The sequence below is a fragment of the Trueperella sp. LYQ141 genome (genome assembly GCF_046599555.1).
Classification (GTDB): Bacteria; Actinomycetota; Actinomycetes; order Actinomycetales; family Actinomycetaceae; genus Trueperella.
This window is the reverse complement of record NZ_JBKIWQ010000001.1, coordinates 267,247-285,115: the sequence shown is the minus strand read 5'-3', so window position 1 is coordinate 285,115 and position 17,869 is coordinate 267,247. Positions and strand designations below refer to the sequence as shown.

14 protein-coding genes and 1 tRNA gene are annotated in these 17,869 nt (G+C 54.2%); 5 read left to right on the top strand and 10 right to left on the bottom strand.

Annotated elements, in window-relative coordinates:
* Window positions 1–290: 290 nt before the first annotated feature.
* Window positions 291–366: transfer RNA gene (locus ACLHIJ_RS01200), tRNA-Ala, on the top strand.
* Between the two features lie 42 nt (window positions 367–408).
* Here the strand turns inward: ACLHIJ_RS01200 and ACLHIJ_RS01195 are convergent.
* The 4 genes from ACLHIJ_RS01195 to ACLHIJ_RS01180 form a co-directional block, all read right to left on the bottom strand.
* On the bottom strand, window positions 409–1,479 hold the full coding sequence (locus tag ACLHIJ_RS01195; protein ID WP_411298303.1) for a tyrosine-type recombinase/integrase: 1,071 nt from the start codon (window positions 1,477–1,479) through the stop codon (window positions 409–411).
* 193 nt (window positions 1,480–1,672) lie between these two features.
* Window positions 1,673–2,527: an FtsK/SpoIIIE domain-containing protein gene (locus ACLHIJ_RS01190; RefSeq protein WP_411298385.1), complete on the bottom strand. Its 855-nt coding sequence runs from the start codon at window positions 2,525–2,527 to the stop codon at window positions 1,673–1,675.
* 32 nt (window positions 2,528–2,559) lie between these two features.
* The gene (locus tag ACLHIJ_RS01185; RefSeq protein ID WP_411298302.1) at window positions 2,560–3,102 is read right to left on the bottom strand and encodes a hypothetical protein; all 543 of its coding nucleotides are present in this window, start codon (window positions 3,100–3,102) and stop codon (window positions 2,560–2,562) included.
* 1 nt (window position 3,103) lies between these two features.
* Entirely contained in the window at window positions 3,104–3,397 is a 294-nt protein-coding gene (locus tag ACLHIJ_RS01180; RefSeq protein ID WP_411298301.1) for a hypothetical protein, read from the bottom strand.
* Window positions 3,398–3,618: 221 nt separating this feature from the next.
* Here ACLHIJ_RS01180 and ACLHIJ_RS01175 point away from each other — a divergent pair, with 221 nt between their 5' ends.
* Window positions 3,619–4,170 (top strand): hypothetical protein, encoded by a 552-nt coding sequence (locus ACLHIJ_RS01175; RefSeq protein WP_411298300.1) that lies wholly within the window; start codon window positions 3,619–3,621, stop codon window positions 4,168–4,170.
* A 144-nt stretch (window positions 4,171–4,314) separates the two neighbouring features.
* Here ACLHIJ_RS01175 and ACLHIJ_RS01170 read toward each other — a convergent pair whose 3' ends face one another.
* Entirely contained in the window at window positions 4,315–5,667 is a 1,353-nt protein-coding gene (locus ACLHIJ_RS01170; RefSeq protein ID WP_411298299.1) for a hypothetical protein, read from the bottom strand.
* Between the two features lie 402 nt (window positions 5,668–6,069).
* On the opposite strand from ACLHIJ_RS01170, the gene ACLHIJ_RS01165 reads away from it, so the two are divergent.
* The gene (locus tag ACLHIJ_RS01165) at window positions 6,070–6,711 is read left to right on the top strand and encodes a hypothetical protein (RefSeq protein WP_411298298.1); all 642 of its coding nucleotides are present in this window, start codon (window positions 6,070–6,072) and stop codon (window positions 6,709–6,711) included.
* 479 nt (window positions 6,712–7,190) lie between these two features.
* Here ACLHIJ_RS01165 and ACLHIJ_RS01160 read toward each other — a convergent pair whose 3' ends face one another.
* The 3 genes from ACLHIJ_RS01160 to glp form a co-directional block, all read right to left on the bottom strand.
* On the bottom strand, window positions 7,191–7,802 hold the full coding sequence (locus tag ACLHIJ_RS01160; protein WP_411298296.1) for a hypothetical protein: 612 nt from the start codon (window positions 7,800–7,802) through the stop codon (window positions 7,191–7,193).
* A 62-nt stretch (window positions 7,803–7,864) separates the two neighbouring features.
* Window positions 7,865–9,037, bottom strand: coding sequence for a DUF6667 domain-containing protein (locus tag ACLHIJ_RS01155; protein WP_411298294.1), 1,173 nt, complete (start codon window positions 9,035–9,037; stop codon window positions 7,865–7,867).
* Between the two features lie 417 nt (window positions 9,038–9,454).
* The gene (gene glp / locus ACLHIJ_RS01150) at window positions 9,455–10,669 is read right to left on the bottom strand and encodes a gephyrin-like molybdotransferase Glp (protein ID WP_411298293.1); all 1,215 of its coding nucleotides are present in this window, start codon (window positions 10,667–10,669) and stop codon (window positions 9,455–9,457) included.
* A 96-nt stretch (window positions 10,670–10,765) separates the two neighbouring features.
* On the opposite strand from glp, the gene ACLHIJ_RS01145 reads away from it, so the two are divergent.
* Together ACLHIJ_RS01145 and ACLHIJ_RS01140 are read left to right on the top strand one after the other, a co-directional pair.
* Entirely contained in the window at window positions 10,766–11,389 is a 624-nt protein-coding gene (locus ACLHIJ_RS01145; protein ID WP_411298292.1) for a 5-formyltetrahydrofolate cyclo-ligase, read from the top strand.
* Window positions 11,390–12,304: 915 nt separating this feature from the next.
* Complete coding sequence (locus tag ACLHIJ_RS01140) at window positions 12,305–13,081, top strand: SAF domain-containing protein (RefSeq protein WP_411298291.1); 777 nt, start codon at window positions 12,305–12,307, stop codon at window positions 13,079–13,081.
* Between the two features lie 63 nt (window positions 13,082–13,144).
* Here ACLHIJ_RS01140 and ACLHIJ_RS01135 read toward each other — a convergent pair whose 3' ends face one another.
* Both ACLHIJ_RS01135 and ACLHIJ_RS01130 read right to left on the bottom strand, forming a co-directional pair.
* Window positions 13,145–13,474 carry a hypothetical protein gene (locus tag ACLHIJ_RS01135; RefSeq protein ID WP_411295972.1) on the bottom strand — a complete coding sequence of 110 codons (330 nt, stop codon included), beginning with the start codon at window positions 13,472–13,474 and terminating at the stop codon, window positions 13,145–13,147.
* Window positions 13,475–13,479: 5 nt separating this feature from the next.
* The gene (locus ACLHIJ_RS01130) at window positions 13,480–17,745 is read right to left on the bottom strand and encodes a hypothetical protein (RefSeq protein ID WP_411298290.1); all 4,266 of its coding nucleotides are present in this window, start codon (window positions 17,743–17,745) and stop codon (window positions 13,480–13,482) included.
* Window positions 17,746–17,869: the final 124 nt, after the last annotated feature.

Sequence of the window (17,869 nt, the reverse complement as noted above, 5' to 3'; positions counted from 1 at the left end):
AACATAACAGATAACCTACCCCCTCCATATAAGACAAAGGGAAGTTTTCCTCGATTTGACGCCAAAATATTATTTCTGCGCGATCTGAAAAATCCAGATCATCACATTCACTTAAACCTTGAATTAAAAACATCACAGGCTTAATAGGACCGCCCTGCAGACCTGCAATTACGCCTTCAAAGCCCGCAATTGGCTGACAAAGATTACCGCGACAATAAACGTGACGCAGTAAACGAAAATATCGACACGGCAAATACACTGGTTCTCTGCTAGAATCGTCCGAGTACAGCGGGGCTATGGCGCAGTTGGTAGCGCGTTTCGTTCGCAATGAAAAGGTCGGGGGTTCGAATCCCCCTAGCTCCACCACGTGTTTTGCCTGGCCAATAGGGTTTTGGCTTTTTGCATGGGTTACGCTTTCTCCTTTTCGTGTACCCCTTGTGTACCCCGTCGTAGGGCGTGGTTTAATTTGTTGATTGAAGCTCGGTCCGCTTCTGTGCCAAGCCAATGAGTGTAGCGAGATGTTGTTGCAAGGTCTGCGTGCCCTGCCCATGCCCTCACTGTGGCAAGGTCTATTCCGGCTGATAGCCACAAGCAGATTGCTGTATGGCGTAGATCGTGAATAGTGCGCCCACCTGCTGTCGTATTCCAGTGCAGTTGCCGTCTGAAACGAGATTGATGCATGGGTGGCAGTAGCTTGTCCGTGGATTGTTTCCCGCTAACTTGTTGCTGGATGAACGGCACGATGGCCTCGGCTAGGGGAACTCTTCTTGTCCGCCCAGATTTTGTTGTTTTAGGGTCTTTAACCCCTTCCGGTTGCGCTTTTTGTACGAACACCGATGGATCTGTGTCAAGGGTGACATCACTGACTGTTAATGCACGTGCTTCAGACCAACGCAAGCCGGTGAGCCCGAGGAAGAGTGCGACTAACGCACTGGACGGATTCAGGGTTTGCCAGCGGTGGTAGTCGTGGATGAGTTCGGAGAAAGTCCACGGATGCATTTGGTGTTCCGGCTCTTGGCGTCTGGGTAGACTAGCAACACTGACCGGGTTAACCGTGACTATGTTTTGTCGTTGCGCCCAGGTAAAAAACGCGCGCAAGGAATCACGGAACCGTTTGATAGTGGCATGTTTATAGCCCTTATTGACAAGGCGCGTGTAGCAATGTTCGATCTCACGTGCTGTTATTGATCCGATTGTTCTGTTCGCAATATTTGGCGCTATGAGGGCGAGCATGTGTTGGTCTGTTTTGTAGGTGGTAGAACGCACTGCCTGTTTACGCCACGCCAGGTAATCATTTATGACCCTACGCAAGACTTGTTTGCCAAGTTTAGGGTCGTAGCCTTGGCTCATTTTGGCTCTCTCAGCTTCTACCCAGGCACAAGCGTCACGTTTAAGGTCAAATGTTTTCGTCGCAACGGCAACCCGGCCTTGTTTAACAATGCCACGCCATCGCCCTGATGGCAGCTTTTGCACAGCCATAAGAATTGTTACCCTTTCAAGAGGAGCGAAGCCCCTCCCGTCCCAATCCCAAGGTGAGGGAGGGGTATCGCTTACTTACAGTGATGATGGTGTTCTTGAACCATTGGCGTGGTTCAAGAATTCTTCCAGGTCGCTGACCCGGTACCGTCTGGAAAACTCAGTTATATAGACAGGCGGTACCGGGCTTTTCCCTTCACGGGCTAGACGCGCCAGCGTGCATGGCGCAACCGCCAGTAACGCTGCAGCCTCTTTCTCGCGTAATAATGGTGCTAGATTCTCGATCATCCGATCTCACCCCCTCTCCCCAGCCAGCCGCGGCAAAACGATCAACCAAACCGGGATAGTCAATGAAGTCAGCTTTGAACAACCCCACAGGCGCCCCCGGCAACTCCACCAAAGCTTCACCGGGACAAAGGCGGACAGAACGCGCTTTGAGATCCTCGGGCAGTTCTGGGAACAACATACGGAAACCGTCGGCGTCTTGGGCGAACGCAAACTTCACCGATAGCTGCGAGCGCAATACGCCAGTCAAAATCGTTGCGTCCGCGCGTTGCGTAACAACAACAAGGCGCACACCGACCTTCGCTCCCTCAAGAGCCAAGCGTTGCACGAGGGCACGCACCTGCGGCTCGATGCGTTCTGCAGGCTTCACCCCTGATGCCCGATCAATCCCCTCCAAGGCAGCCAAAAGACCGGGATATTCTTCTAACACCACTAGCAGCAGCGGAAATTCCCTAGAAAAGGTGGTGAATTTGTCCAGCTTGTCGCGCAGTAGGGCTTGAATCCGTTGATCCATCACCTCAACCAAGCCAGCTAACACTGCTAGGCATCGGTGAGGATCACGAAGCGTTAACGCTCGAAACTCCTCACCAGGAAAAGAACCGAGAGCGTTAAAAACGATCCCTGACGGGTCTACCCCGCCAACTAGAACCTCATCACGCGCAGCCAACTGAGCCAAAACCGAGTAGAGCAGCACCGATTTACCAGAACGCGTACGCCCGGAGATCAAGAGATGATGCGGGCTAGCCAGGGGCAGAGCGATGTCCACCCCTGACCGACTTCGGCCAATAACAGCCCGAATCACCGCGCACCCCGCACACCCGCGAGCTGATCGGCAGTGTGGACTTCAATAATCGCGAACCCACGATCTGGGCGTTCGCGAACGCGCACGTCACAAATGTCAGCCGCGGGAACAAAGGTTTGGACGCCCGTCAGAAGCCGCTGGGCGTCCAAATCAGCCAGAGCACGCGTGCCAAGCGGAAAACCGAAAACGTACCCAAAAGCGGCGAACTTGCCATGCAAATCAGGGGTGAAATCAAGACCGAGCACGTCGGTCAGTGCCAGAGCCAGCGCGTTTTTAATAATCTCACCGCGAGCCGCTTGCGCCGCTCGGCTTTCTGCCTTAAGCCGGCGCTGACGCTCTAACTCACGCATCTGGGAAAGCGATATTCCCGAGCGTGCGACTGCCACGGCCAGAGACCCGCCGCCGCCGACCACCAAGGCGAGAGTAAGCACCGCCAGTGCGGGACTGCCTGAGAAGAACGCAGCGATGAGCACGAGAGCCGTCACCGCATAAATCACGTTCTCAAAGGGCAAAACGATTTGAATCACTTTCCTTAACATTTCAACCCTCCTTCGCTAAATCAGAAATCTCAGGGCATTCAGCAGCGGGAACTTGCAGGGCCCCGTCGATCCAACGGAGCCCGCCGCCAAAGGCCGGCACCGAGACCCGAACTGACAGGGACCACAGCGGTAATCCGTCCTTCGTCGTGAGCTGGTCACCGGTCGGGCGCCAGCCATCTGCACCCTTCGCAAACACAGGAGCAGGCACAAAGTCAACCCCCTCCTCAACTCTGAAAGCGTCCGAATCGAGCAGCGCTTGTACACGCTCGATATCGAGTAACGAAACAGTCAGCATTTTTCCTCCTTGCGGCGCCGGCGAGCACGGCGCCCAGTCATTACGTACGCTCGCAAGCACCAAGATAGCAGACACTCTTTCATTCCGCAAGACCTTTGGAGGGTCACCCTCCTACTCTTCTTAGCTCGAGCTACCGTCATAATCGAGAAGGAGGCTCGATCTCGAAATGGTGTACAATGTGTGTCATGTGATGTACGCTCTTCGAAGGGAAAGAGGTCAACGTGAGCGAACAGGCAAATCTTGGTTTAGTAGACGGAGTTAATCTGCTTGATACCTCTATCTATGCCCAGGTAGTCGCAACTAACGCACTACGTACTGCATACGGGTTCGAGCTGTTACAAATCAAAGACGAAGGTCGCTGCTATCTTCTAGCCGAAGCAAGTGGTGAAAGAATTCTGTTTCTCGTCGGAAGTCGCTATCACAAAAAAGACAGCTCATCGTCACTCGTCCCCAAAAAAGCACTAGCAGACGTCGAAGCCCTAAGTGAAAAACTGCAAGCAATCCCCGCCTACTGCCACGTTGCCATCTGCGAGGAAAATAACTTAGAGACACGGATCATTGCAGCCACCACCAAAGCACTCAAACTCTGTGCGGAAGACGGTGGAGAAATAAACCGACCCGTCCAAAAGAAAGAAAATGGAGACTATCGCCTAACCTACACGAACCGGCACGTCCCAACTATTCAAGAAAACCCACGCCTGGCCTACATGAGCGTCACAACTACAAGGGATCCAAAAAACGCATATCTTTCAACATTTACTCTTAATAAATGATGACAAATCCATATTTCAGTCAGCCCAGCTAATATTTCACACAAGACGCTTATAATACCTACAAGACAGTGAGTAATTAAAACTACATATCTGCCTAGTGGAATAAAATTAGTAGTGCATTCCCGGATCAGTAAGGGCACGTCATTACTTACTAATCCACAATTTTCCAACCCAATAAGCAGCCTCATATTTCCCAGATTCTTTGCGAAATGAATCGATCAGCCGACAATCAATGGGGCTAAAAACTCTACGATAATCACCATTTTCCACCATCTCTACACGCTGCCGAGTAGACGGAACCCCACCACGCGTATTCAAAATGGCGATCCCCCGCCGCGCATATTCTAGGGTTTTCTCAACCTCACTTGTAATTATGTAACCGGCTGAACCTGAAGCCCGAGTACCAAACCTGCGACCTTTACGCTCTGCCATCTTGCGGCACATACGCGCTAAATACGTGCTAGTAGCTTTATCAATAGCGGTCTCAGCACAAGCAGGCTTCAACCCCCAATACCCCCAAAATCTGCCAACATTTTCCCAACCCTCAGGAACACGATTCTGATACGCCTTAGCCCAAAACATGCCATGCTTAGTGAAGTAAGCAGCCACCAAAGCAGGATTAGACGCGTAACGCACATACGACCAATCAATACCAGTACCGGCTATCAAGTGCTTCGCCCGCTCAGACTCATCCGGATGATTCACCGACTCCATCCACGCTCTAGAAAACCATTGCGCAAAACCACGACCAGCACTGACAGGGATCGTAGTCAAAATGTGCAAATGCGGCGCCCCTCTGCGCTGGAACTCTAACTTCCACACTCCGACAAGACGCGTGCCCCACTTCCTAAACCAGCGCTCACGAAAACGACTCACCTGCCTCTTAAACACGTCCCCATCTGGCGTGCAAGTACGGAAATCACCAGGCAAGGTCAACGTCAACATAACCGGCGCAGAAGCACCCCCGACAAACAGTGGCGAATAATCCAACTCAGCCAAACGCTTACACATCCGCGCACGAGACTTACGCGACCACTTAACAATCTTCGACCGCGACCTAACACTCTTGACCTTCCTCTGCTGAAGTCGTTCATCTTCCGCAAACAACCGGGCATACTCCACCTCAATAGCAGCGTCAAAACTGGCCTGGTCAGGATACGGACTCGGAGCAAATAACAACTCGGCCACCACAACATCAAGGCGTACCGACTCCCTAGCCCGAGCACGCAAATCAACCGGCTTTGCAGGCAAAGACCGGCTAAATCCCTTACGAGGCACGCTCACCTGAACAGTACCCGGAGAAACAATCAACCTCGCATGAGCCCGCTCAATAGGAGCAGACAAAGACCGTAACGCCTGCTCTCGGGTAGAGCGTGTAGATATGGGAGATATAACAAGCCCCGGCCCTGCGCAGTCCTGCGCGCGGCTTGCTCCGTGCTCGACCCGCTCCGGGCCCTCAACACGTCCATGCCCAGAAACAAAAACTTCACTAGACATAATCAAATTCGCGTGTACCCCCTGTGTACCCCCAACAGGATTTTCATAATCGAAAAAACCCAATATCGGCGTAAAAACACCTGATAACAAGGGATTTCACAGGTCAGCAATGCGTTCGCAATGAAAAGGTCGGGGGTTCGAATCCCCCTAGCTCCACAAAATGCTACGGCGACCAGATTGCCAACCTCACAAGTAGTCGTATCCCGCGATTACTTAGCCACCACTCGAATACAGCGACGATGCGTGGCATCTTGTTCTGAACTGCACTCTCACGGATAGAAGTCGCATAGTTATAATCAGCTTCAATAGCACAGAAGAAATATGGTTTGGATGTTGAGATTGAGCCATTTGAGCGAAAATTGAGAGTGACAAGACGTGACTTGAGTGGTATGCGGAGAACGGATGGCTATTCTAGAAAAGCTCTTTGACAATATAATAAGCACCCTTCGAGCGCAGGGGGTCTACCGGATTTTTGCCTCTTTAGTGGCGGTGCTAACTCTCGCAGCATATTTTGGTCAGGGCGTAGTACACCCCTCAGATACAATCCAAACGGAGGCCTTTCTATCACTTCAAGGAACCCCACTCGCTGTTTTATATAGGCTCTTAGAGTTCTTCTCTGCCCCAACAGGGTGGATAGAAACCGTAGCGGCATACATAGCTGCCAGTGCTCAACGTGCTCAAGTAATAGGAGTTTTAGCATTACTTTTGGGGGTGGCAGTGAGTTTCGTTTTGACGCCGGATATAGATCGTAACCCAATGCCTGCACCATCCGTTCAAGCATCTACATGGTGGATCGCATACGCGACCGCGATACAGACAGACATCAGAGGGGAGTTTTGGTCAAACTCTCATTTGATGCTGCTATGGCTCGGTCTGCTCTGGGGTTACTACGAAGTTCGTAATCGGCTTTTTGTTAAAGGCAAGAAATGTAGATTCATGCTCGACCTTACACAACTACTCATCGCCATTATGCATTTTATTACAATGTTTATCCCGATAATTTTTTCGGGGCATCCTAGCTATGAGAGCAACAATGAGACATGATCTCACTTTAATTCGAGGTCATCGTCTTGACGATGTGGTTACACCACACACCTACTACATTCCCTTGATAAATTAGGGAAACATGAGAAATTACATCCGTTAAATTTTCTATAGCTTTCCACCGCAAAGCAGGATCGAAGTATAGATTTCCAGCACAGATCAGGGTAAAACAGACGCACAAACCGGCTCTTTGGATTCTGGCGGTATTAGGGGTTAGAGGGAGAGAAAATGCCTAGCAGCCGCCAGTTGGGTTCGACTATACGGAGTAGGTATCCCTGATTCGGCGGTTTTCACAGTCGGTGAATCCATATCCGATGCGCGTGATAGATTGATGAAGTCGTTCATGCTTCGGTGGTGGATGCGATAGTCGGGCGTGATGGCAGGCACGGATTTGAGTTTCTTCGGATTTCGCTCATCCACATAATCCACCCCGGCTTAGGGCGCACCACCTCGGGTATGCCAGCCACAGCATGATCGCGTTACGCGGTTTCGCTGAACCCATCTGTAATAAACGCCCGCACATGGGCAGCGAAATTCACCGGCGCATAGTCAAACCAATCCCACTGCGCCTGGGCAATCTCTGCTCCCGACCAGCCAGCTTTCTCCAGTGCGTCCAGCGTCGATACCGCTCCGCTATCCTTTTCTGCGACGACGACATGCCGCCGATAGCCCACCTCTGGCTGGCAGGCCAGACTTCTCACATCTCTCCCGCTCACCGCATCCAGGAATTGCACAGCGTGAGTGCGTTCCAGCCGATGACCGGCATGACGAGCCAGACGTGCGGTTGCTTTGAGGTATCGCGCGGTACGCCCAGATATTTCTAACGACGGACCACTAAGAAAAATGCCCGCCACCGGATGTATCCCACTATCGGCAAATTCAAGCGCAGGGATTGCCCCTAACCCCTCAGCAACGAGATAGATCGGCTCGTCAATACCCGTCGCTGCAATATCGCGGGCAATAGCTTGCACTGGCTGTGATTGTGCGAGGAACGGCGCCGCCACTGCCCAGGTTGGTGGCAAATAATCAGCAACTGCTCGCCACACCATCGGCCCATAGATCCGACCATGCGCAAAAACCACTGCGACCATTACGCTGCCCTTATCGTATCCAGTATCACCGGGTCGAGATCAGCACAGATAACTATGCATGACTATGCGCGGCGGCGATCCAGCAAGGCATCAAGCGTGGATCCGCCCCCAAGAAGATCCTGACGCATCTCCTCTGCGCCAGTTGCTTCCGGAGCAGCATGTGGCGCGTCAAGCTGTGCGTCTCCTAGCCGCTGCCCTAAGCGAGTCGGACGGAAAGGAACATCAGCCGTCGGCGCTTCTGGCGCAACATACGGTTTGACCGCGCGCTTAGTAATCTCGGGCTTAACCGTGTAGCTCGGCATATCAGCAACAGCAGAGGACTGGGCAAAGGCAGAGGTACCAGCCGATTCCATACTACGCGACGCCTTCCCATCATTCGCCTGCGCCGCCGCACCACGAATCTGACGCATACGCGCTGCGCTATGGCGCAGATTATCTGCCGGAGCATGATGTGACGCCACGGCACGGCGCGCAAGCGCTGACTGATCGCCGTCAACACCCTGGGAATCGCGGGAAACCTGAGCTGTACCGGCAGCCACAACGCGCTCATACGGCTGTTGTGCCTCATCATTGGCTTCATTGGCTACCGCTTGCGCGTGAGCAACAGCGGCTTCCGTATCCGCACATTCAGCGTATTCAGCACGTTGATCCGTTGCTCCACGATCGGCTTCGGAACGAATCTTGTTTTGCAAGGTCGCACGATATGGCTTAGCCGCGCCCAACAGGTTGTTTGCCCGCGCAATACGCGTGCGGTCCTCGTCGTTGAGCTTCGTCCAGGTTGATACCAGGCAGCCAAAACCAAAGAGATACGCCCCGGAAATCACGGTAGCAAGAATTGGTAGCACGACAGGCATAGTCGTCAAACTGGTAACGACCCATAACGCTAAAGTGATAACGGCACATACAATCCCGCCCAATAGCCCACGCTGCTGGTATGCGTCACGGCGAGCAATTCGCGCCCGCGCCCGCGAACGGTCACGTGCGACGCTGCGCATCTTTGTTGCCTCTGGGGTCCGCGTCGTTGCCTGCACCATTTTCCGCTCCGTTAAATAGATTCGTCCATGCTCTCCGCCGGTTTGCGTCAATTGCCGCTCCTGTAGGAGCCTGAGGTTGCCGCTGTAGCGTTCTTCAATTGGCGCGTCAGCCATGACGGATCGCTTTCGGGTGATTTGTGGAACGACGTATGCCAGGAGAAATAACACTCCTAACGCGAGTACCGCCCCATCAACACCCATGCTTCAAAGCTATGCAAGACTTCCTTTAATCGCGGTATCTCGCGGGGCGTGTTGCTTTTTCATAGGAAAATACCCAACATACACACGGCGACAAAACGGGCACTAATAACAGGATCACCATACTGCACATGACAAGTGCGTCACACCGCGCCTATCAGCGCCGCATTAGGAAGAAAGGCACAGCAAGGATGCACAGTTGAGGAGCCACTCAGTTAAGAAACACTGAGTAACACCGATAATCGAGCAGAGACTTCCCATACATCTCACAACTGACGCAAAACGGCTATCAGAGGACCCTCGGCAGATACTACAACTGCACACACAACACCAAGACCACCAGCGCGACAACGCAACCGGCCAAAACTGCCGGCGGTTATCTTTTTAGCTCCTGCGTCTTAACTGCGCCTCATACCAGCCCTAGCGATCCAAAACCACGCACTCTAAGCGATCGCCAGGCTGAACAATGCGCTGCTGTTCCGGAACAACCGCCAAACAATTCGCCTCCGACAGTGCAGTAAGAAGCGGCCGTGCCGGATCGCCAACCGGCTCAACAATGTAGCCATCATTCGGATTGCCCACCACACGCGCTCGCACAAATTCCCGAGACTGCGCTGGCGACTCCCAACCCCGCTGAACCACTGCTTCCACGGAACGCCGATGAATCCGAGAATAGCCCGCCATATGCAATAACGCCGGACGAATAAAGACCTCGAAAGCTGTCAGCGCCGCAACTGGCGAACCCGGCAAACAGAACACCGTCGTATCCGATTCCAACGTTCCCACGCCTAATTGCCGCCCCGGCTGCATGGCAATATTGTCAAAACGCACCGTCCCCAGCGGTGAGAGCACCTCTTTTAAGGTGTCGCCCCCACCATAGGAAAGCCCACCTGTGGTGATGATAATGTCAGCCCGCACAAGCTGATCTTCCAGCAGCTCCCGCAATTGCCGTTTATCGTCAGGCACTGCACCGACGCGAAATACTTCCGCCCCCGCATCTCGCACCGCCGTTGCGAGCGCATGAGAATTCGCGTCATAGATTTTCCCTTTTGTGGCTGGCATTCCCGGCTCTTGCAGCTCGTCACCAATCGCCATAATCACAACCCGCGGAGCCGGATGGACGCGCACCGTCGCATGACCAGCCGACGCGAGTAAAGCAATCTGCCGCGCACCAATTCGCACTCCAGCGCGCAAAAAGACTTGACCGGCTTGCAGATCTTCGGCGCGCGCACGAATATTTTCGCCAGCATTCGCCCCGCGGGTAATCCGCACCTGCGCTCGACCCTGATCGGTCGATTCGATAGGAACGACGGCTTGTGCCCCCTCAGGAAGAACCGCCCCTGAGGAAATCCGCACTGCCGTGGTCGGAACCAGGAGCGGCGGGTCGATCGTATCTGCCCGCACATCCTCCGCCACTGCGACGATAGCCGGATTTTCCGCGCTCGCCCCCGCAATATCAGCACACCGCACTGCATACCCATCACGCGCTGCCAAATTAGCCTGCGGCACATCCACGAAAGAGCGAACGTCCTCCGCGAGCACGCATCCCACAGCATCGCTCAAGGCAACGTCGAAAGCGCGCAACGGCTGGGCAACGCTGATACATTCATCAAGATGCTGGGCAACGCTCTTCATGTGATCTCCAAACCCCGTTATCCACAGATGACGTTCTCAGTTTACCCGAGAGCTGACAGCGCACTGTGAGGTTGCGATCCATGAAAGAATGGAGCTATGTCGATCCCAACGTTGAGAATCCCGAATTTAGCAGCCGCCGATGTTGAAGAAGGAAAACAATTGCTGCGTTCGGCGATTCGAGAGCACCGAAAACAGCGCAGTCGCAAACTCCTGGAACGCTTAGGGCAGTCCTGGGCACAGACGATCCTACCGCTGCTTGACGGGCGGCATCGCGTTGCGTGTTACGTCAGTACTGGATTTGAACCGCCATCATTGCCAACGATTCTGGTCCTCCATGAAAGCGGCAAGGAAATCCTGCTCCCTAAACTTGGGCCTGGGCTATCTCGGTGCTGGGGCATATTTACCGACGTGGATTCGCTAGTGAATATGGCCCCAGGTCGCCCACCAGAGCCAGATGGTCCGGCATATCCGAATGAGATTTTGCATGACGTTGACGCACTAATTATTCCAGCGTTGGCGGTATCGCGTCAGGGTGCGCGCCTTGGGCAAGGCGGTGGCTGGTACGACCGCGCCTTGAAGAAAGCGCATCCGAATGCACTCATTGGGGCGATGATTTTCGACGAAGAGCTGTTGAGCGAGGAGATTCCGCAAGACGAGATGGATGTGCGCGTCCCCTACGTCTTCCACCCCGAGCAGGTCATCCGCACGGCAACGGCTTAATTTCTACATCCGCCGCCATATTTCAGAGATTGTTTCACGCGGATCTGAACGAAACTGACGCAGCATGCCGTTTTCGTTGGCGGGTTGCTGCGCCGTAAAAGTGTTTGATTTTGCTGGCTAATGCTGAATCTGGCAGTTCCAGGTTCGCTCTGGATGGCACAGCTCCATGAGGTATTCCACCGGCTATTTGTCGGCATTATCCGCCTGATACTACTCCTTAGATGGGTAATTCTACGGCGGCCGCCGAGGATGAATCGGGAAACCTCATCCAGGAATTACCCGAAGAAAGCCCAGCTGGGTGTAGGCAATCTCGGATAGCTTGGCAGTAGCCTGCGATCTTGCATATTCAATCCATATGCACATCCCGTTTACCCCGGATAGACATCCCGTTTAATCCAGATGCACATCCCTGGCGCTGCACGCCCGCTTTATCTGTTCTCGCAGTTAAGATCCGCCTCATAACGTGGCACATGGCGGCACTCCCCAGAGGAAAACACGAACTAGGGCACAGCAAAAACAAATAAGCACTAACTAGGGCTGGGAAAACAAAACTGCAGTATTTCAAGTTCTCTTAGGCACTCAATAGTAGCGATTCACCGTGCAGTTGGTAGCGTTTGGAGGCACGATAAGAAGGACCCCAATTTATCTCTATCGCTTTCATTACTGTTGCCTTTTATCGCTCTCGCCGCTGCCGATGATATGGCGGAGCTGATGAGCGCTGTTGCTATTGGCAAGATGCGCTAAACGCAGAGCACTCAATGGGCTGAAAGAGAATATACACAAGATTCATGGTCAGCTTGATGGGGGCGAACAGGCGAAATAAAAACGTTATCCACATGTTCTTTACTGTCATCCTTTTCCACAGGCTAGCGCCCGCGCTCATTCTCAATAGCGCTGACGGTAAGACTGGGTTACATGGCTCCTATCTTTTCCGCCCGCAATTCCTCCGCGAACGCACATTCCTCGGGTTCTCATGGCTCATCCCGCACGCGTCAGTCTCCTCATGCTGCCCGTTCTGCTCGATCTAGCCCGTTACGTGCCATCTTATGGAGATGGCGTTGGGTTATCGCCAGCGTCATTTTGGCAGCAACCATCTACACATTCATTCCTCGTTCTGCACCTGAAGCGCGCTATCCTATCGTCGTTGCTAGCCATGAGATTTTTGGCGGACGCAAACTCAGCACTGACGATCTCGAATTACGTATGAGCACTGAGGTTATCCCTGATGCCGTCACAGATATCGAAGCTGCTACTGGGCATTACCTCGTCGCCCCGCTCTCCGAAGGCGCCCCCATTTTGACGCGCCACCTGCTAACTGCACAGTTTTTCCATAATGCTCCGCCAGGCACTGTTATTGCCGCCGTCGAGTTAGCAGCCGCAAGTGCAGTCATTATCGAAACTGGCGCAACAATTGATTTATACGCGCCTCCAGATGAATTTTCCGGAGCTGGGCAGGCCACCCAAATCGCCACCGAGGTATTCGTTGCCGGAATAGCCACCGACGAGCACACCAAGAATTTCCTCTCAGAAACTCCCGATACCCACACCTACTATCTGGCAATCCCACGCCAATCCATCGAGAACGTGATTGGCTACGCAACGCATACGCCGCTATATGCCGTTGTGAATACCTCAGCATATCGGGGTGAATCTGGCGATCTGACCGCCCCATCCTCAAAGAAGGATCCCTAAATCGGATCCGTAGGCAGCAATACCATAGCTACAACGACCCTACAACGGCTCTACAGCGTTCCCCTACAGCTTGCCAAAATGCGGTGGTAGATCCCCCAAGATCTCTCGATCTCGGGCGGATAACTCAGCCTCAGCAGAACGCGCTGGGCGCCCAGAGCGCCCTGCAGAGGCCGACGCAACCTGCGAACCCATCGGGCGAGCATCCGTTGCATGGACTGCCGCTTCAATACCAGCAAGCTCTCCCGATTGGATACGCTGTGCGTCAACGCGCGATAACCGCACAACTCGGCGAGAATTGCCCTGACGCACCGGCTGCTCCGGAACCACCGTTTCCAGAAGCTCCTTTGCCGGATCAATATTCTGGGATAGCTGAGGCAAATCGTCACAATCCACGGCAGCTAGTCCTCTGCCCGTTCCAGGCCAGCCTTTTGGCTATCGAACATGCCATCTGCAGATTCTGGGGCGTCCACATTCTCCGTATGGCGGCTCAAAACACCCTCGCCATCAGCCGGATCATCACTACTATGATCCTCATCAGCGCGAGTATCATCACCGTATGCCCCTGATACTCCGATCAGCCCAGAACGCCGCACAACATTGCGCAAGATTATCTCCACTTGTTCTCCACGGCGTTCAATACCCAGCTCGGCGCGCAATTCAGCGATAAATTCCCGCTCATCTCGTGCCACTCCGTCGGTCGCAATCCACGTGACCATATCGTCAAGCTGATCGTCAGTGTAAGCAGCTAACCGCAATCCGGAAACAATCTCCGGACGCCGCGCCCGCGGGCGGATTGCCGGAATCACCGCGCTGGGCGCACTCGAATCCGGAAGTTGCACTTCCGCACCACCAGCCTCTTCACTGGCACTTTCCTCGCCCACAACATCCATTCCATCATCGCTTAAATGCGGAACGACCACCGGAATCTGATCCGGCCCACTATAACGGCTGAGTAACAGCTCCTCAATACGCGCAACCTGACCATCTGGATCAACGAACAAAGATGACGAGAACGTCTGGAATACTGACCATCCTCGCGCCTGTAGTGCCTCCACCCAGAACCGATCTCGTCGGCGCAACGAATGTTCCGCAACATAATCAGCATCATCTACCACAACCGCAACCGCAAAAGTACCATCGCGACCTGCGACCAGTGGAATACGACGAGAATTCGGATAGCCGTATGCGCCGCGGACATCCCAGCCGCGTTCCTGCAAGCGGCACGCAACATCAACAAGCAGCGGATCCGTCACCTCGCCACTGACCACCCGTGAACGCTGCTCACGCCCTGCCTGGTCAATCAGCTTTGCCAATAACCGCGGCCCCGGAGTGGAAACTCGTCGAATATCAATATCTCCTGGGCCTAAAGCCGAGAAAATCGTCAACTGCGAACCGGCAGCAGCAATCGCATCGATCAACCCCGCTAGACCAACCGGCGTCGCCAAAGCACCAAACGTATGCAATACGCGACCATGAACCGTCTTGCCGTAGCCGACACTTAAAATGATGTGATCGCGGCGAATTCCACTGGCCCGAGTAATATCCGTGACGAGGAAACCCGCTAACCGAGAAACATCCGTTGAGCCGACGCTCGCCAAAGCCTCCCGCACTCGCTCCGCATGGCGAACCGACACAGTAATAACCGCTAAAGATTCCTCCGGACGAGTCATCGCATGTTCGAGAACCGCGTCCACAACCGCGTCCGTCTCAACCTGCGTCGTCTCCACCGCCCCATCACCAGAGCTACTCGGCACACCACGGCCATCCACGGCAATAAATCGCGAGGAGCGCGCCCGATGAACCGAGGGAATCGGCTGCAATTCGTAACCAATCTCCGTCAAGGCTTGAGTGGCTAACTCGTCATACTCCGCCCCAAAAGTCGGCAACTGTGCAACCGGAAGGACCTGCGAGAACGCTGTCATCGCTCCTGCCCCAGGCCGTCGAGTATCCCCTACCACCACGGCTTGACGCCCGCGCATCATCGAAGAAATCAGCGGAGCAACCGACTCATTCGCATCCACAATCACCAGATCTGCCCACGGCATTGGCGGAATATACTGCGCCAACACCGTCGGCGGAATCACCCACACCGGACGGGCAACCTGTACCAAGCGCGAATGAGTCGCGATAATATCCCCCAGATGCGATACGCCTTTACTGAGCGCCGCGTCTAGCTTCAACGTCTCCGAACGCCGCGACAACATCATTGACCGCGCATTATTAATAACCGCCCGTAACACCGGCCCTGCCAGACTTGCCGTGTGCTCACGATCCAAACGGCGCAATTGCCCTAATAGCTCTTCTAAATCACGCGGACCAAAACTGGCCAGCACCGGCGAGCTTGAAATCAACTGCTCAAACTGCGCAGCAGTTAACGCCAACTCCAGTTCACCGTTAATCCGATCCGCCGGCACCGCCCGGCGCATAACGTCATCTAAGAAATCCTCAAAGCCACTATCCCGCAAATCCGCCAATGCGGCATTGCGCTGCGGCAACGTCGTCATATGGTCGGCGTCTGCCGTCAGCCTAGAAAGCAGCTCCTGCAAATCCGTGAAATCGAAAGTGCGCAGATCCACCCCGCCGAGGTAGCCACTCAGCACATCAATATCCGCTTCCACATCCTCGCGGGTACTGCGAATCTGAGCCATCCCATCAGGTAGCGACGGCCATCCACCATCAGGTGAGTACCGACGCCACACCTCGCGTCGCTCATGAACTTTCACTAATTCGGCATGAATATCCTCTGGGAACTCCCCCGGACGCACCAGATCCATTGCCTGTTTCTTATAACGGCGCCGATCCGCCGATTTCATTGAGTGCCCCTGAGAATCGCGCCATTCCCGCGAAGCCGTTGCAATAACCATATTCATCGGAGACGTCTCGAAAATCTGAGGCAAGAACGTATCCAAAGAATCTGAAATTCCGTCAAGCACATCAATCTGTTCAAACCACTGCGCCAAAGTGGTGGACTGTTTCAGCCCCGTCTCCCCAGCCGCGCGAGAGGACTGCGAAATCGCCTGCGGAACGTGAATCTCTGCCAACCGGCGAGCGCGATCTAAAGCGTCAGCACCATCAGCAACATTATCGATCCGCGCATTCGACCACGCTGAGCGCGTCACCTGCGGATCAAAAGCTCCTAGCTCGCCAGCCTCCTTGAAAGACTCTTCAACAGCCTCCAGCCCCTGCGTGCGAATCGTCCGTACTGCACGCGACGATAGGCGCACCCGAGTCTGCGGGGCGTCTGCCTGGCTAGTGAGCGTAGCCAACTTTTCCAAAATATCGTGAACCGAGGTTTGCCACACATCATCGTGATGGTGAAGATCGTGAACGAATTGGCGAAGTTGCCGCCGAACCGCAACTAATTCCTCCCGCACCTGCAGCATTGATTCGGTTGGCATATCCGGGCGCGCTAACCGCAGCCCAGTACGAATCCGTTGGGGTACAGCGTCAATATCTGAAAAATCTAAAACCAGCTCCCCCAAGCCGAGCCGATCAAGCTCAGCTATAACCGAATCCGCTGCTGAACGACGCGAGGGAACGACAATAACTGAACGATTCGACGCCGCCGCATCCGCGCAAATCGACGCGACGGTTTGTGTGCGCTTCGAACCAGGCGGGCAATCCAAAACGATTGAACGCCCCGAGGCCACCGCTTCAACTGCATTCAATTCCGCGACGTCAAGATCCCCCGCACCGCGCTCCACTTCCGGCGCACGATCCTCATCACCCCCAGGGGGCAAAGGTGCCGCTGATAGCTTTCGCGTCTCTTCATCCCCAGCCAAGGCCATCATAATGCCAGAGGTGCGAATATACGGCTCCATCGCTTCCAAATCCGCAACGATGGTGCGCTCGGGACGTTCAAAACATCCCAGCAGTACTTGCGGCTCATAAGCGAAAGACGGCAGATACATCCGCCCAATCGTCGCCACCATATCCACGATACGGTCCGTGCTGGTTTCCTCAGCCGCTGCCCGATTCAGTTGCGCCACATGCTCATGCGAAGCACCATGATCGCGCAAGGCTTCAATAACAACCGGATTAATTGAGATCCGGTTGAGCTGGCGCACCGTCGCGTCGCCGCCTTCTTCAAAAGTCAAGGAGACAGAACGCATCAACGCAGGGGCGGAACCGGAACGCGGGCATCCCTGCCAGGTTAGCCGCCCGACGCTCATCGCAACCGGCGCATTGCCATATATCTCCGTCATGCGCTGCACTGTGGCATGCAACCGAGCCACATTATTTAAGGCGCGTTTTTGCGCAAAAGACTCCCGAATTAGCGAGGTGATCCGAACTGGCGAACCCGAGTAGAACGTCGCTGACCCCGTTGGGTGGGGGTGGGTCAGATCAATGACTCCATTCATTGCGTCCGACTGTTTTTCTTCAGCCCGACGTGCCCGCGCCGATAGCTCCTCATGCCACTGTTGATAGGCGGTATCGAGGAGCTGCTCACGACTTGGCGTCGGTTCAGGTGCAGGAATCGACACCATTGCTTCTGGCTCGTCTCCTGCCTCTGCAGGCGCTTCGTTATTCTCTGCGGCACTGTCAGCCGAGAGGGCAGATTGCGCGTCAGATACCGGCTCGTCCTCAACGCTCGGAGCGCTATCGGGATGCGGCTCAGTATCGGCACTTTGATTCTTATTCTTGCGTCTAAAGAAAGGAGTCACGTCTTTACAGTACCTATCTCAGCGATTCAGCGGGGAGAACGCCGCCCTATCGCCTTCGCTTATCACACATATTCTGTGTAGTACCGACGCTTCCAGCCTTTATGAATAAACCTCGGGTACTACG

What these genes read in the sequence shown, in the direction of transcription:
- ACLHIJ_RS01195 (WP_411298303.1), bottom strand. Translation starts at nt 1,479, where the DNA reads ATGGCTGTGCAAAAGCTGCCATCAGGGCGATGGCGTGGCATTGTTAAA.
- ACLHIJ_RS01185 (WP_411298302.1), bottom strand. Translation starts at nt 3,102, where the DNA reads ATGTTAAGGAAAGTGATTCAAATCGTTTTGCCCTTTGAGAACGTGATT.
- ACLHIJ_RS01180 (WP_411298301.1), bottom strand. Translation starts at nt 3,397, where the DNA reads ATGCTGACTGTTTCGTTACTCGATATCGAGCGTGTACAAGCGCTGCTC.
- ACLHIJ_RS01170 (WP_411298299.1), bottom strand. Translation starts at nt 5,667, where the DNA reads ATGTCTAGTGAAGTTTTTGTTTCTGGGCATGGACGTGTTGAGGGCCCG.
- ACLHIJ_RS01165 (WP_411298298.1), top strand. Translation starts at nt 6,070, where the DNA reads ATGGCTATTCTAGAAAAGCTCTTTGACAATATAATAAGCACCCTTCGA.
- ACLHIJ_RS01160 (WP_411298296.1), bottom strand. Translation starts at nt 7,802, where the DNA reads ATGGTCGCAGTGGTTTTTGCGCATGGTCGGATCTATGGGCCGATGGTG.
- ACLHIJ_RS01155 (WP_411298294.1), bottom strand. Translation starts at nt 9,037, where the DNA reads ATGGGTGTTGATGGGGCGGTACTCGCGTTAGGAGTGTTATTTCTCCTG.
- glp (WP_411298293.1), bottom strand. Translation starts at nt 10,669, where the DNA reads ATGAAGAGCGTTGCCCAGCATCTTGATGAATGTATCAGCGTTGCCCAG.
- ACLHIJ_RS01145 (WP_411298292.1), top strand. Translation starts at nt 10,766, where the DNA reads ATGTCGATCCCAACGTTGAGAATCCCGAATTTAGCAGCCGCCGATGTT.
- ACLHIJ_RS01140 (WP_411298291.1), top strand. Translation starts at nt 12,305, where the DNA reads ATGGCTCCTATCTTTTCCGCCCGCAATTCCTCCGCGAACGCACATTCC.